This window comes from Pseudomonas sp. SWI36, assembly GCF_002948105.1.
GTDB lineage: Bacteria > Pseudomonadota > Gammaproteobacteria > Pseudomonadales > Pseudomonadaceae > Aquipseudomonas > Aquipseudomonas alloputida.
In genome coordinates, this window is the sequence record NZ_CP026675.1 from 2,459,442 (window position 1) to 2,473,904 (window position 14,463).

General features: G+C 57.6%; 17 protein-coding genes. 12 read left to right on the forward strand and 5 right to left on the reverse strand.

From position 1 onward, the window contains the following. Window positions 1–222: 222 nt before the first annotated feature. A complete protein-coding gene (locus C4Q27_RS11820) occupies window positions 223–1,917 on the forward strand; it encodes a phosphoethanolamine transferase (RefSeq protein ID WP_104886870.1) in 1,695 nt (564 codons plus the stop codon). A gap of 209 nt (window positions 1,918–2,126) precedes the next feature. Here the strand turns inward: C4Q27_RS11820 and C4Q27_RS11825 are convergent, their stop codons facing one another. After that, complete coding sequence (locus tag C4Q27_RS11825) at window positions 2,127–2,669, reverse strand: NAD(P)/FAD-dependent oxidoreductase (RefSeq protein WP_231386153.1); 543 nt, start codon at window positions 2,667–2,669, stop codon at window positions 2,127–2,129. 42 nt (window positions 2,670–2,711) lie between these two features. Further along, window positions 2,712–3,050 carry a helix-turn-helix transcriptional regulator gene (locus tag C4Q27_RS11830; protein WP_013974863.1) on the reverse strand — a complete coding sequence of 113 codons (339 nt, stop codon included), beginning with the start codon at window positions 3,048–3,050 and terminating at the stop codon, window positions 2,712–2,714. A 115-nt stretch (window positions 3,051–3,165) separates the two neighbouring features. Here C4Q27_RS11830 and C4Q27_RS11835 point away from each other — a divergent pair, with 115 nt between their 5' ends. The 8 genes from C4Q27_RS11835 to arsJ are packed head-to-tail and all read left to right on the forward strand — an operon-like array spanning window position 3,166 to window position 9,029. Further along, window positions 3,166–3,579 (forward strand): arsenate reductase ArsC, encoded by a 414-nt coding sequence (locus C4Q27_RS11835; protein ID WP_104886871.1) that lies wholly within the window; start codon window positions 3,166–3,168, stop codon window positions 3,577–3,579. 8 nt (window positions 3,580–3,587) lie between these two features. After that, window positions 3,588–3,944 carry a metalloregulator ArsR/SmtB family transcription factor gene (locus C4Q27_RS11840; RefSeq protein WP_104886872.1) on the forward strand — a complete coding sequence of 119 codons (357 nt, stop codon included), beginning with the start codon at window positions 3,588–3,590 and terminating at the stop codon, window positions 3,942–3,944. A gap of 19 nt (window positions 3,945–3,963) precedes the next feature. Then, window positions 3,964–4,434 carry an arsenate reductase ArsC gene (locus tag C4Q27_RS11845; protein ID WP_104886873.1) on the forward strand — a complete coding sequence of 157 codons (471 nt, stop codon included), beginning with the start codon at window positions 3,964–3,966 and terminating at the stop codon, window positions 4,432–4,434. An 18-nt stretch (window positions 4,435–4,452) separates the two neighbouring features. Continuing rightward, window positions 4,453–5,514 (forward strand): ACR3 family arsenite efflux transporter, encoded by a 1,062-nt coding sequence (gene arsB / locus C4Q27_RS11850; protein WP_104886874.1) that lies wholly within the window; start codon window positions 4,453–4,455, stop codon window positions 5,512–5,514. 3 nt (window positions 5,515–5,517) lie between these two features. After that, the gene (arsH, locus tag C4Q27_RS11855) at window positions 5,518–6,234 is read left to right on the forward strand and encodes an arsenical resistance protein ArsH (RefSeq protein ID WP_013974858.1); all 717 of its coding nucleotides are present in this window, start codon (window positions 5,518–5,520) and stop codon (window positions 6,232–6,234) included. Window positions 6,235–6,246: 12 nt separating this feature from the next. Further along, on the forward strand, window positions 6,247–6,750 hold the full coding sequence (locus C4Q27_RS11860; RefSeq protein ID WP_013974857.1) for a cyclin-dependent kinase inhibitor 3 family protein: 504 nt from the start codon (window positions 6,247–6,249) through the stop codon (window positions 6,748–6,750). A 32-nt stretch (window positions 6,751–6,782) separates the two neighbouring features. Beyond that, window positions 6,783–7,787: an ArsJ-associated glyceraldehyde-3-phosphate dehydrogenase gene (locus tag C4Q27_RS11865; RefSeq protein WP_104886875.1), complete on the forward strand. Its 1,005-nt coding sequence runs from the start codon at window positions 6,783–6,785 to the stop codon at window positions 7,785–7,787. A gap of 9 nt (window positions 7,788–7,796) precedes the next feature. Continuing rightward, window positions 7,797–9,029: an organoarsenical effux MFS transporter ArsJ gene (gene arsJ / locus C4Q27_RS11870; RefSeq protein ID WP_104887857.1), complete on the forward strand. Its 1,233-nt coding sequence runs from the start codon at window positions 7,797–7,799 to the stop codon at window positions 9,027–9,029. 23 nt (window positions 9,030–9,052) lie between these two features. Here arsJ and C4Q27_RS11875 read toward each other — a convergent pair whose 3' ends face one another. Next, window positions 9,053–10,129 (reverse strand): ArsO family NAD(P)H-dependent flavin-containing monooxygenase, encoded by a 1,077-nt coding sequence (locus C4Q27_RS11875; protein ID WP_104886876.1) that lies wholly within the window; start codon window positions 10,127–10,129, stop codon window positions 9,053–9,055. 555 nt (window positions 10,130–10,684) lie between these two features. On the opposite strand from C4Q27_RS11875, the gene C4Q27_RS11885 reads away from it, so the two are divergent. From C4Q27_RS11885 to C4Q27_RS11895, 3 genes are all read left to right on the forward strand, one after another. Continuing rightward, a complete protein-coding gene (locus C4Q27_RS11885; RefSeq protein ID WP_104886878.1) occupies window positions 10,685–11,017 on the forward strand; it encodes a transposase in 333 nt (110 codons plus the stop codon). Beyond that, on the forward strand, window positions 11,014–11,349 hold the full coding sequence (gene tnpB / locus C4Q27_RS29790; RefSeq protein ID WP_146050519.1) for an IS66 family insertion sequence element accessory protein TnpB: 336 nt from the start codon (window positions 11,014–11,016) through the stop codon (window positions 11,347–11,349). Before C4Q27_RS11885 ends, tnpB begins: the two co-directional genes overlap by 4 nt. A gap of 61 nt (window positions 11,350–11,410) precedes the next feature. Beyond that, the gene (locus C4Q27_RS11895; protein ID WP_104886879.1) at window positions 11,411–12,946 is read left to right on the forward strand and encodes an IS66 family transposase; all 1,536 of its coding nucleotides are present in this window, start codon (window positions 11,411–11,413) and stop codon (window positions 12,944–12,946) included. Window positions 12,947–12,979: 33 nt separating this feature from the next. On the opposite strand, the gene C4Q27_RS11900 is transcribed toward C4Q27_RS11895, so the two are convergent. Then, window positions 12,980–13,513, reverse strand: a complete 534-nt coding sequence (locus C4Q27_RS11900) for an NUDIX hydrolase (protein ID WP_104886880.1) — start codon at window positions 13,511–13,513, stop codon at window positions 12,980–12,982. 91 nt (window positions 13,514–13,604) lie between these two features. Further along, window positions 13,605–14,456: a universal stress protein gene (locus C4Q27_RS11905; protein ID WP_104886881.1), complete on the reverse strand. Its 852-nt coding sequence runs from the start codon at window positions 14,454–14,456 to the stop codon at window positions 13,605–13,607. Between the last annotated feature and the right edge of the window lie 7 nt (window positions 14,457–14,463).

Below are 14,463 nucleotides of genomic sequence, written 5' to 3' on the forward strand. Positions count from 1 at the left end.
AAGTCATCATGACGTTATCGTGTAGCGGAAATAATGCGCCTGGCGAGAGTTTATTTCTCATCAATCCCATGCCTCACACATCTTAAGCGTCCTCAGGCTAAAGGGACCAAGGTCTCAGACCTTCTCTACGCCCTGATTCGCTATGTCTGTCGGAGGCTTGCCATTTAGCTCCCGGCTATTCATGACCAGCGCCATGGATGAGCAGCTTCTTAGAGTTTGATAATGACACCTTCTAAATCCATTCATACCCTGTTCAGTAAATGGATCCATGCTATTCGCAATGTTAGACAGGAAGGCATCAGCACCAACTTACTCATCGCGCTAGTAACTTTCTGGTTGTTGCTATTCGCGAACGCTGAGTTTTGGCGTGTGCTCTGGCGCCTGGCATTCAACACCGAGGAAGTAAACTGGCCGCTCGCCGCCAGCCTGCCAGTCGTGGTATTCGTTTGGGTGTTCACCGTACTTAGCTTGGGGTCATGGTCAAGATTCGCAAAACCTATGCTATGTCTAGTGCTGATCAGCGCGGCGTTAGCCAGCTACTTCATGAGTGCTTACGGAATTGTCATTGATTACACGATGTTCACCAACGTCGTGGAGACCGACGTCAGTGAGGTATCTGAGCTACTGAACTGGAAACTTGGCCTTTGGGTGGCAATGGTAGGGGTATTGCCCGTCTACCTGATCTGTCTGGTGCCCCTGCGACGCAAGCCCTGGACCAACGCGTTGGGTAGCAGACTCATCGTCCTGGCGCTCGCACTGGTAGCCCTTGCTGGTATCGTGCTGAGCCAGTACCAATCTTATGCCTCCCTCCTACGCAACAACCGGGAGATCCGGCTCATTCTGGTTCCCACCAATTTGTTTGCTGCCGGTCATGGTTACCTGAAACGCAAGCTGGCCACACCGAAAGCGCTGACCTCCATCGGTACCGACGCCGTGGTGACCAGGCAGGGAGCGGCTCGTAAACCCAAGCTGCTGGTACTGGCAGTCGGGGAGACCGCACGTTCCGCCAACTTCTCCCTGAATGGCTACTCCCGCGATACCAATCCTGAGCTGGAAAAGCGCAATGTCATCAGCTTCTCGAATGTGAGTTCTTGCGGCACCGCCACCGCGGTTTCGCTGCCATGCATGTTCTTGGACGTCGGTAGGGATGATTACAAGGACGGGTTGGCCAAGAGCCGCGAAGGGCTGCTCGATGTGCTTCAGCGCGCAGGCATCAGTATCATGTGGGCTGATAACAATTCGGGCTGCAAAGGGGTCTGTGATCGGGTGCCAAACCACAAGGCTACCCAACACGCAGATGCTCAGCTGTGCAGTAGCGACGAGTGCAAGGACGGTGTATTGCTCTCTGAGATGGAGGGCTTCATCAAGCGTCAGGAAGGCGATGCAGTCCTGGTGCTCCACTACAAGGGTAGTCACGGCCCGGCCTACTACAAGCGCTACCCCACGCAGTTCGAGAAATTCGGGCCGGTTTGCGAGACCAATGAGCTCGACAAATGTGAGCAGCAGGAAGTGATCAATGCCTATGACAATTCGATCCTCTACACCGACTACGTCACGGCTGGGCTGATCGATATTCTGGCCGCGAACAGCAAATTCGACACTGCGCTGATGTACGTTTCGGACCACGGGGAGTCACTGGGAGAGGGTGGTCTTTACCTGCATGGGCTGCCCTATGCGATGGCCCCAGATGAGCAAACCAAGGTGCCATTGGTGCTCTGGATGTCTGATTCTCTCGCGAAAAGCGAACGCCTCAATGTGGGCTGCTTGAAAGCACAGACGAGCTCGCCACTGAGCCACGACAACCTGTTCCACACCGTACTCGGGATGATGAACGTCCAGACATCCTCGTATCGCTCAGCTCTTGATTTTACTGCCCCTTGCAAGACTTTGACCGGAAGCACCTACTCAGGCCTCTAATGCTGCAACAGGCTGAACACGTGAGGTCGATAGCGATTCCACATCGAGCTGCTTTGACAGCAGCCAGAAGCTCGACTAACTACATAGCAGTACTCAACAACCCAAGCGGAAAAGGAAATTTGCATGAGCATCAAGCCAGGCCCTAAACGCACCAACGAAGATGGCACTCCGGACAAGAGGCAGCGGGTCACGCCTGAGAAGCAGAAGGATCACCCAGACCTGAAACCCCACAAGCATAAAAAGGGGGAGTAGGGCAGAAAAGCAGCTCTTCGGAGCTGCTTTTTTATCTGCAGACAGTGTCCTGAAAAGCTCTCTAGCCCAGGAATGTCAGGCATGAAAGGACGGCTGAAGCCACCTGATGCCACTACCACAGCACGCGTAGTGAAATTCGCTCCGTTGGCGGTGCGAACCTCAAATGCCTTGCCCTTCTGTACGACCGCCACCACTCGGGTACCGCCCTGAAAAGGGAGCTGAAACTCGGCGGCGTATGCCTCCAGGTACTGCACCACTTCATTTCGCACCGGGTAGTCCTTGGGATCGCCAAGAAACGCTCGCCCCGGCAGCGCTGAGTACTCCGATGGTGAGAACAACTGCAAGCTTTCGTAGTAGTTACGCCAGTTACCGCCCGGGGATGTCTGCTCATCCAAGATGAGGTAATCCAAGCCGTGCTGCTGTAAATGCCAGCCAGTCGCCAAACCTGCTTGCCCACCACCGATAACGACCACATCCAGAACGCGATCCAACTCATTCATATATGCGCACTCATGCATATTTAAAGGCAAAAAAAGGCCGGACTACGGACAGCAGATCGATACTAGACCTTTGGTTCGCTGGAGCAGGCCCTCCAGTCGCTCGACGATCGACCCACCATTTACTTCATAGAACACCTGCCGACCCACCTTGGTGGCCTTCACGATCTTGGCGTCATGCAATACCTGCAGGTGCCTGGAGATCACCGAGCGCTCCTGTGGCAGCTCTTTGGCGATTTCGCCGACATCCGCCCGGCCGAGCAAAAGTACGCGCTTGAAAACCGCGACTCTGGAAGGCTCGCAAAGCGCTTTGAAGAAGGTCTCGTCTAGCGACTCGATGGCGGCTTCGATGGCTTGAGCACGGAGATTTTGGTTGGTCGTCATGCAGCCAATATATGTGCATGAACGCGCACATGTAAAGCCACCCATCATCGAGGGGTTGCGACACATTCGAAAAAGCGTATATTCGAAAAACCATATACACTCAGGGTACCAAGTGATGACTGGCAAGACCCGCGTTCTGCTTGTTTGCACCGCAAACGCCGCTCGCTCCCAGCTCGCCGAAGCTTTGCTCCGGCACACAGACCCTGTGCATTTCGAAGCTTTTAGCGCAGGTACCCAGCCTGGCCAAGTCGATCCGCGCACCTATGACGCCCTCGAATATCTCGATATCGATACCAAGGCTCTACGCAGCAAGTCCATCGACGAGTTTGCAGGGGAACGGTTCGACTACTTGATTACGCTCTGCGACAAGGCAGCCCAAGAGTGCCTTACTTTGCCTGCCCTCGGCGAGGTTCTGGCGTGGAACTTCGAAGACCCTGTTACCAGTGACCAACACGATGCCTTCCGACGCAAGCTTCACAAGATTCATGAGCGCATCAAAATGTTCGTCCTCGTGAAAACTAAACACTGAGAATTGCTATGACTGACTCGCTGACACCTACCAAGGTTTTCAAATGCCTCGCCGACGAGAACCGCATTCGGATGATGCTGCTGATCGCTCGCGAGGTAGAACTCTGCGTCTGTGAACTGACCTGCGCGCTGGAAGAAAGCCAGCCCAAGGTTTCCCGCCACCTGGCGCAACTGCGCACGTGTGACCTGCTGGAAGACCGGCGTCAGGGCCAGTGGGTTTATTACCGCCTGCATCCATCGCTTCCCGGCTGGGTACGTGAGGTCCTGGCGACGACGCTGGAGGCCAACCGCGAATGGCTGAGTGCTAGCACTAAACGACTGGACACAATGGGTGACCGCCCTCAACGCGTCGCCTCCTGCTGCTGATCATTGCCGAGAAAAACCGATGAAAGTTCTGTTCCTCTGCACCGCCAATAGCTGCCGCAGCATCCTCTCCGAGGCTGTTTTCAATCATCTGGCCCCGGCCGGCATGAAGGCCTACAGCGCCGGCAGCCAGCCAAAGGGTGGTGTGCACCCGCTGTCCATCACCGCGCTGCAGCGTGCTGGTATCTCCACCGAGGGCCTCAGCAGCAAGTCAAGTGACGCGCATGCCGAGCTGGCACCGGACTTTGTCATCACCGTCTGCGACAAGGCCGCTGGCGAAGCCTGCCCCGTGTTCTTCGGACCAGCAGTGAAAGCCCACTGGGGGCTTTCTGACCCTTCTGACCAGCAGGGCAACACCGCCGAACTGGACGCAGCGTTCGACGTCACGCTTGAGCAGATCAAACGACGCCTCAATGCATTCCTCGCGCTGCCTTTCGAACAATTGGATGCCGCCCAGCTTAAGGCCGAGCTGGCCCGTATCGGAACGCTCTGACGTTTAGGGAGATCCACCATGAGCAAAAGCCGACTTTCCTTTCTAGACCGCTACCTGACGGTGTGGATCTTTCTGGCCATGGGCCTGGGCATTGGTCTGGGCAGCCTGTTCCAGGGATTGCCTGCGTGGCTGAATAGCCTGTCGGTAGGCTCGACAAACATCCCCATCGCCATTGGCCTCATCGTAATGATGTACCCACCTCTGGCGAAGGTGAAATACGAGGAGTTGCCACAGGTATTCAAGGACAAGCGCATCCTTGCCCTGTCGCTGATCCAGAACTGGGTGATCGGCCCGGTCCTGATGTTCGGGCTGGCCGTTGTCTTCCTTTCCGACAAGCCTGAGTACATGACCGGCCTGATCCTCATCGGCTTGGCACGCTGCATCGCCATGGTGCTGGTGTGGAACCAGATCGCCGGTGGCAACAACCAGTACGTGGCGGGTCTGGTCGCCTTCAACAGCATTTTCCAGATCCTGTTCTTTAGCGTGTACGCCTGGATCTTCCTGGGGCTGTTGCCGCCGCTGTTTGGCCTTGAAGGTAGCGTCATTGAGACCAGCTTCCTCGATATCGCCCAATCGGTGCTGATCTACCTGGGCATCCCGTTCCTGGCTGGTTTCCTGACCCGCAAGATCCTGATCAGCAGCAAGGGCGAGACCTGGTACCTGGAGCGATTCATCCCGAAGATCAGCCCGCTGACCCTCGTGGCGTTGCTGCTGACCATCGTCGCCATGTTCAGCCTGAAAGGCGACATGGTGCTGCAACTGCCGCTGGATGTGCTGCGCATCGCTATCCCGCTGACCATCTACTTTGTGGTGATGTTCTTCATCAGCTTCTGGATGGGCAAGCTGTTGGAAGCTGACTACCCACGTACCACTGCGCTGGCGTTCACTGCAGCGAGCAACAATTTCGAACTGGCCATTGCCGTGGCCATCGCCACCTTCGGCCTTGCCTCGCCGGTCGCGTTTGCCACCGTCATCGGGCCCTTGGTGGAAGTGCCGGTACTGATCTCCCTGGTGGGCGTGGCCTTGTGGCTCAAGCGCCGCTGGTTCGATCAGCCATCTGGCGCCTTGACTCAGGAGTAAATCATGACCGAACACCATATCCCGAATATCGACAACGATCTGGTCGACCTGCCGACAGCAGACAAACTGGCAGTCGAGCAAAAGTCCACCCATAACCCTCGCATCCTGCTGCTGTACGGATCGACCCGCGAACGCTCGTTCAGCCGCCTGCTGACGGAAGAAGCGGCACGCCTGCTGGAGCACTTCGGTGCCGAGACGCGGATCTTCAATCCGACCGGGCTGCCACTGGCGGATGACGTGCCCGATGACCACCCCATAGTCAAGGAGCTGCGCGACCTGGTGCTGTGGTCGGAAGGCATGGTCTGGTGCTCGCCAGAGCGCCACGGCGCGATGACTGGCGTGTTCAAGTCGCAGATCGACTGGATTCCACTGAGCATGGGCGCCGTGCGCCCCACTCAAGGCAAAACCCTCGCGGTGATGCAGGTCTGCGGCGGCTCGCAGTCTTTCAACGTGGTCAACCAGCTGCGCGTCCTCGGCCGCTGGATGCGCATGTTCACCATCCCTAACCAGTCGTCCGTGCCGAAGGCCTATCTGGAATTCGACGAGGCGGGTCGCATGAAACCCTCTTCGTACTACGACCGTGTTGTCGACGTAATGGAGGAGCTGGTGAAGTTCACCCTGCTGCTTCGTGATCGCTCCGACTACCTGGTCGATCGCTACTCCGAACGTAAAGAGTCGGCTGAAGAACTATCCAAGCGTGTCAATCAACGATCCATTTGAGGCTTTGTGAGCATGCAATTGCACCCGTATTCAGTGTTGGCTAATTCCGAACTGGTCGGCCAGCTGATCTTCACTCCGTGCCCAGGTACCAAGGAGACATCGGTATCTCAGGCTCTGGCAACGTTGCACGATGCCGGCGCAAGCGCGCTGGTAACCCTGATGCCGAGTGAAGAACTGCTGCAGAACGAGATCGATCTGCTTCCCGAGGAGTGCCAACTGCTGGGCCTCGAATGGTTCCACCTGCCGGTCGAGGATGACGAAGCGCCCGGTGAGCCGTTTGCGGCCGCCTGGAAGGCTCACCGGGAACGCCTGAAAGAGCTGGTGATGACCGGTAAGACGATCGCCATTCACTGCAAGGGCGGCTCTGGCCGCACCGGCCTGTTTGCCGCCCGCCTGATGATCGAGTGCGGCATCCCTGTGCAGGAAGCTGTTTCCCAGGTCCAGGCCCTGCGTCCACGTGCGATCCAGAACCCTGCGCACGTTGGGTATATCAACCAGTTCAGCGACACCCTCTGACCTTTCGCTAATCGCGATTCGAGAACAAGAACATGGCTATCAAAGTAGGTATCAATGGGTTTGGCCGTATTGGTCGCTTGGGGCTTCGCGCCTCCTGGGACTGGCCGGAATTCGAGTTTGTGCAGATCAATGACCCGGCCGGTGACGCCGAGACCCATGCCCATCTGATCAACTTCGATTCGATCCACGGACGCTGGCACCGTGAAGCCCGCGCAGAGGGCGACGCGGTAGTGATCGAGGGCAAGCGCATCAAGGTCACCGCCAACAAGACCATCGCGGACACCGACTGGTCGGGCTGCGACTTGGTCATCGAGGCCAGCGGCAAGATGAAGTCGGTAGCCGTACTCCAGGCCTACCTGGATCAAGGCGTCAAACGTGTGGTCGTCTGCGCTCCAGTGAAGGAGAAAGGCGCACTGAACGTGGTGATGGGCGTCAACCAGCACCTATTCGACCCGGCGCAGCATCGTATCGTCACCGCCGCTTCCTGCACCACTAACTGCCTGGCCCCGGTGGTCAAGGTGATTCACGAGAACCTGGGCATACGCCACGGCTCGATCACCACCATTCACGACCTCACCAATACCCAGAGCATTCTGGATACACCGCACAAGGACCTGCGTCGCGCCCGAGCCTCGGGCATGAGCCTGATCCCGACCACCACGGGATCTGCCACCGCAATCGCCGAGATCTTCCCCGAGCTACGCGGCAAGCTGAATGGTCACGCCGTACGTGTACCACTGGCCAACGCCTCGCTGACCGACTGCGTGTTCGAAGTGGAACGTGAGACAACGGCTGAAGAGGTCAACGCGCTGCTGAAAGCCGCAACCGAAGGACCGCTGAAGGACATCCTGGGCTACGAAGAACGCCCCTTGGTGTCCATCGACTACCGCACCGATCCGCGGTCCTCGATCATCGATGCGCTGTCCACCCTCGTAGTCAACGGTACCCAAGTGAAGATCTACGCCTGGTACGACAACGAGTGGGGCTACGCCAACCGTGCGGTTGAACTAGCACGCCTGGTCGGCGCAGCGGAGTAAATGGCGATCATGAAGGCGTTGTCAGCCCTGTCTGCGGAAGTGCGTCAGTACCTGCTGGTTACCGGCAATTACTGGGCCTTCACCCTTACCGACGGCGCTTTGCGCATGCTGGTGGTACTGCACTTCCATTCGCTGGGCTACACCCCGTTGCAGATCGCGGCGCTGTTCCTGTTCTACGAAGTGTTCGGCGTGATCACCAACCTCGTGGGCGGCTACCTCGGCGCCCGCCTGGGGCTCAACCGCACCATGAACATCGGTCTTGGCATGCAGGTTGTCGCCCTGCTGATGCTCACGGTACCAGCAGCCTCGCTAACGGTGCCGTGGGTGATGGCCGCCCAGGCGCTCTCCGGCATCGCCAAGGACCTGAACAAGATGAGCGCCAAGAGCTCCATCAAGCTCCTGGTACCGGACAGCCAGCAAGGCACCCTCTACAAATGGGTGGCCATCCTAACGGGCTCGAAAAACGCCCTCAAAGGTGTGGGTTTCTTCCTCGGGGGAGCATTGCTAGCGCTGCTCGGTTTCACCCTGGCGGTGCTGGCCATGGCAGCAGCCTTGGCCCTCATTTGGATCTGCAGCTTGATCCTGCTGAAAAAGGACTTGGGCAAAGCCAAGGCCAAACCGAAGTTCCGCGACATGCTGTCCAAGAGCCGGGCGATCAACATTCTCTCGGCCGCACGGCTGTTTTTGTTCGGTGCGCGGGATGTCTGGTTTGTTGTGGCACTGCCGGTGTACCTGAGCTCTACGTTTGGCTGGGACTTCTGGCTGGTCGGCGGTTTCTTGGCCGCGTGGGTCATCGGCTACGGCATCGTCCAGTCGTTTGCTCCACATATCACCGGTAAGAAGCGCGGACATGTCCCCGATGGTCGAGCAGCCTTCATCTGGGCAATCGCCCTGGCCGGGCTGCCTGCGCTCATTGCCGTGGGCCTGGCGGCAGGCTGGTCAGCGCAGGTAGTCTTGCTCGGCGGGTTGATGCTGTTCGGCGTGCTGTTCGCCGTGAACTCATCGCTGCACAGCTACCTGATCGTCAGTTACGCCAAGGAAGACGGCGTGTCCTTGGATGTGGGCTTCTACTACATGTCCAACGCCCTCGGGCGCTTGGTCGGCACGCTGCTGTCAGGTTGGGTATTCCAAGCCTATGGGTTGGAAGCTTGTTTGTGGGTCTCCAGCATCCTCGTATTGGCTGCCGCGCTCATCTCGATCGCACTGCCCAGGCACAGCGAAATGGCACAGCAGACGCACTGATCCGTGAGGAAATGCGGAGGCCATCAGGCCTCCGCTTTCACCACAAACTGCTCGATCTCAGTTGCACTACTGCGGGCAGTGCGGGTCACCCCGATCAAGGTTGCTGATGCAGAACCTGTCCACTCGCCATAGCCCACCAACCAAAGTCTCGGCTCACTCACAGATCGGGTCCCTTCGACCTCTACACGTCCTTGCTCAGTAACAACCCCAAGGCTGGCGAGGTGTCCCAAGGCGGGTTTGAACCCGGTGCACCAGATCACTGCATCCACTGCGGTTTCCGAGCCGTCTGCCCAGACCACGCCGTTAGGGGTGAAACGAACGAAGGGTCTCACCGCGTGCAGAACGTCTCGCTCACGCGCCTCCACCACAGGCGGGACCATTACCACATCGCCCAACCCGCCGACCGGCTGCTCAATTACACGCCCCTCCACCTGCGCTTTCCAGCGCTCTGTGGCCCGCTCGAACAGCACTCGGCCATCTACATCATCAGGTAGGAAAACTGGATCGGTAGGGGTTACCCAGGTCGCAGCAGCTACTTTGGAAACCTCTGCGAGAATCTGAGCGCCGGAGTTGCCGCCGCCGACGACTAGCACGCGCTTGCCCGAGAAGGCCTGCGGTTCAACGTAGTGAGCCGAATGCAGCTGCTGGCCACGGAACAGCTCAGCGTCGGGGTAGGCAGGTATGTTCGGATTGCTCCAAGTGCCTGTGGCACTGACCACAGCTTTGGCATCCCAATGGCCAGACACTGAATGGACACGTAACGCGCCCGCTACGCGCTCGACTGAGGTGACACGTACCGGCCGTTTAATCGGAAACTGATAGCGCGCCTCATACTGGGTGAGGTAGTCGATGACATGTTCGCGAGACGGATAGCCATCCTGAGCAGGCGGCATCATCCAACCGGGAATGGAGCTCCAGGTGGCTGGCGAGAACAGCCGCAGCGAATCCCAGCCGTGTCGCCAAGCCCCGCCGGCGCCCTGCTCGGCATCGAGGATGATGAGCGAGAGATCTGTCCGGCGCAGGAAGTACGCCGTTGCCAGGGCGGCTTGTCCTCCGCCAATGATGACTACATCCCACAAGCGCTCTGCATGGGCTTTCATTTCACTCCCTCCGGCCATGGTCAGGCCCCATTTTCTCAGGTGCTGCGGTAAGTGACTTGATGTAGGTCGTCTGAAGCCAGAGTCTGACAAAGAGCTGGACGTACTAGCAGGGGAGTATGTACTGCTTGTCGACCGAGCAACATGTCATGCTGACCGAACGCCTGGCCACCGATACCTTTCTGCGACTAGCCGTGGATGGCTTTCTCCGGCCTATCTCCAATTGATATGCGTATGCTCTCCAAAAGCGAGGAACTCTATACTCAAACTAGGAGTCAAAATGCCATTACAGCGCGCTGTGGTGCGTCAGGTAACAGTCATCTCTTGAAGGGAGGCTGGTTGAGGCCTAGCGCGTCAACGTATGGTGCTCGCTCCGTCATGGTCGTCATTGGCACCCCGGTGCTGCTTGCCACTGCTAGCTCAAGAGCCAAAAACATGAAATCGGAACACGAAATGTAACCGTCCGGCCAACTCATCTTCCTGACCCCGACGCCAAAGGCGATGGTGTCCACCTAATTTAAGTGGACACCATTTCTAGCCTTTTAAGCGGGTCTTTCCATGCAGTCACAACGTCGTTCCTATTCAAAATACTTCAAGGCCCAAGTTGTCCAAGAGTGCGCCCAGCCCGGCGCCTCGATTGCCAGCGTCGCGCAGAAGCACAGCCTTAACGCGAACCTCGTCCATAAATGGATTAGGGTGCTCACGAACAAAACCATGGCGCTGCAACCTGCTTTCATTCCAGTGCCCTTGCCGCTAGCCGGAGGACATTCGCAGGCAGCTTCATCAAGTATCTGCATTGAAATCCAGCACCCGCGTGGCACCGTCAAAGTGAACTGGCCGACCGAAAGCGCTGTCGCCTGTGCCGCCTTTCTGCGAGACCTGTTGGTATGATTCGGATCGATGCCATCTGGCTTGCCACCGAGCCTATGGACATGCGCGCCGGTACCGAGACCGCGCTGGCCAGGGTGATCGCGGTATTCGGTGTGGCGAAGCCGCACTGCGCATACCTCTTCGCTAATCGCCGTGCCAACCGAATGAAAGTCTTGGTGCATGACGGTGTGGGCATTTGGCTGGCAGCGCGACGATTGAACCAAGGCAAATTTCATTGGCCCGGCATCCGGCACGGATCGGAAGTCGAACTTGATAACGAGCAACTTCAAGCCTTGATACTGGGTTTGCCGTGGCAGCGGGTCGGCGCAGGCAGCGCGATCACAGTGCTTTAGCTCCTGCCATTAGCCCATCGGTTTATCGCTGTTGACGACCTGCTCTGACACAATCAGCGGCATGACTTCCTCGCCCAATCTCGACCAGATGACACCGGAACAGCTGCGCGGCTTGGCCGAACAGGCTATGCAGTTGCTGTCCCAGGTCGACTCCATGAGCCAGAAAATCCAACGCCTCGAAACGGTCAACGAGCAACTGGCTCATGAAATCGCCATCCTCAAGCGACACAAGTTCGCCAAGCGCAGCGAGCAACTGAGCCCCGATCAAGGCAGTCTGCTCGATGATCTGCTCGATACCGATATCGCAGCTATCGAAGCCGAGTTGAAGGCAGCCAATCCGCCGGCCGCACCGGCCGAGCCACGTAATAAGCCCAAGCGTGCACCACTGCCGCCGCAGTTTCCGCGAACCGTGATCCGTCACGAGCCAGCGAATACTCAGTGCGTGTGCGGCTGCCAGCTTCAGCGAATCGGCGAAGACGTCAGCGAGAAGCTCGATTACACTCCGGGCGTGTTCACCATTGAGCAGCATGTGCGTGGAAAGTGGACGTGCCGTCAGTGTGAAACACTGATCCAGGCGCCTGTACCGGCCCAAGTGATCGACAAAGGCATCCCGACCGCAGGCCTGTTGGCCCACGTGATGGTGGCGAAGTTCGCCGACCATTTACCGCTGTACCGGCAGGAGAAGATTTTTGGCCGGGCCGGACTGGCAATTGCTCGCTCGACACTGGCGCAATGGGTCGGACAGACCGGTGTGCAACTCCAGCCTCTGGTCGATGCGCTACGTAAGCAAGTGTTGGCCCAGGGCGTGATCCACGCCGATGAGACCCCGGTTCAGATGCTCGCACCAGGCGAAAAGAAAACGCACCGCGCTTACGTGTGGGCCTATAGCACCACGCCTTTCTCGGCTCTAAAGGCCGTGGTCTACGACTTCAGCCCCAGCCGTGCCGGCGAACATGCGCGTAACTTCCTGGGCAAGTGGAACGGTAAGCTGGTCTGTGATGATTTCGCCGGCTACAAGGCCAGCTTCGAGCTGGGCATCACCGAAATCGGCTGCATGGCCCATGCACGCCGCAAATTCTTTGACCTGCATGCAGCCAATAAAAGCCAGTTGGCGGAGCAGGCGCTTCACTCGATTGGCGGGTTGTATGAAGTCGAGCGACACGCCAAGGAAATGAGCGACGAAGACCGCTGGCGATTACGTCAGGAAGCAGCGGTGCCCATCGCTGAAAAACTGTATGAGTGGATGTTGGCCCAACGCGAACTTGTGCCCGAGGGTTCGGCCACGGCCAAGGCCCTGGATTACAGCCTTAAACGCTGGGTAGCGCTGACGCGCTACCTGGAAGATGGTGCTGTGCCCATCGACAATAACCAGATCGAGAATTTGATCCGACCCTGGGCGCTTGGGCGCTCGAACTGGTTATTTGCCGGGTCGCTGCGCAGTGGAAAAAGGGCAGCGGCAATCATGAGCCTGATCCAGTCGGCGCGTATGAATGGGCACGATCCATATGCCTATCTCAAGGATGTGCTGATGCGGCTGCCGACACAGCGGGCGAGCGAAATCACGCAATTACTCCCGCAGCATTGGGTGCTTGCCTGAGACAGACTAAGTGGACTTCGCCAAATAGTCAGCTCAAATGCTGATGGGAATCAACAATTCGGAAGCGACTTTTCTCAGCATGTAGGTTTCGCGCAGAATTGATTGCCCCATCGAAGACTCGTGACGCTGCATGACGGCTTCATTGTGCGTGATGGCTTCATGCAGGTTGATCCAGACAGGCCGCATACCATTAGCGATTTCGTGGCTTTCCATTCTCACGGGCTCTAGCTGGGGCGCTACTTCGCATTGATAAACATGCGAGGTCATGTGCATCAGGTCGTACTGTGGTTTCCAGTAGGGTCGGTACTCCTCGATGTAACCGTAATGCTGGAGCACCTGTATCTCACGAGCACCAGTCTCTTCCTCAAGCTCACGCTTCAGGCCTGTGACAATGTCCTCGCCACCATCAAGGCCGCCTCCAGGAAAGCTGAAGTCGTTATAGCGCTCGGTGAACAGCAACAGGATCTGTTCACCCCGCATCACGATGCCGCGTGCGGCATGTCGAGGGAATACTCTGCCCTGCTTGGATTTCAGCTCGGGGTGAACAATTTCAGTTATGAGTCGCATATGGTCTCGTTACGGCAAGATCAGTTAGTCATCGTCCAGGGTGGCCACGGCATTTCCGCAGTTCTGGAAATATGTGGCCAGTGGAACTGGCTCAGCGAAGCAGCAATACGGGTACAGTGGATGTACGCAGCATCGTCGTGGTCGTGCTGCCTATCAGAAACTGCCTAATGCGTGAGTGCCCGTACGCTCCCATGACCAAGAGGTCAATGCCGTGCTCTGCCTGATACGCATGCAGTGTCGACTCTACTTCGCCTGGGCGGATCTCGGTATGCACCCGCGAGCCAGAAGAGGCAAGCGTGGTTCGTGCTTTCTCCAGCGCGTTCTGGTTGTCTTCAGAATCCGTTCCAACCATGACGATATGAATTGGCAGGCCTTTGCACAGCGGGCTTGAAGCAAGGGTCTGCACAGTCTTGCGGCCTGTCGCGCTGCCGTCAAATGCCACCATGACCGTTTCTGGCTTCTTAAAGTGGCTGGTTGTAATCAAGATGGGACGGTGGATGGTTCGGACTACCGCTTCAATCTGGCTGCCAAGGCTCTGGGGTTTGCGCGTGCTGTCCTCACCGACTCTCCCAATCACCAATAATCGAATATCCTCTTGCAGGTCGCTCAGGCTCTCGACGAGATGGCCATGGCGCTGCTTCAGATCAGGTGACATGGCGCCAGAGATGACTGTACGCTCGCGAGCTTTTTCAAGCATGTGCTGCCCATGCTCCAGGGCCAGTTTTGCCCGCTGCGCATCCAGCTTAGCCAACTCTTCCAGTAGATGTTCTCTGCTACCGAGACCGATATTGCCACTGAGGTCAGCGGATGCAGGAAATTTCTCCCTATCCAGTACATGAAGCAGGGTCAGGGGAGCGCTGAGTCGTTGCGAGGCCCATGCTGCGTAATCGCAGACCGCCAATGAGGATTGTGAGTTATCAATGCATGCCATTACGTGGGTCATTGTCGTT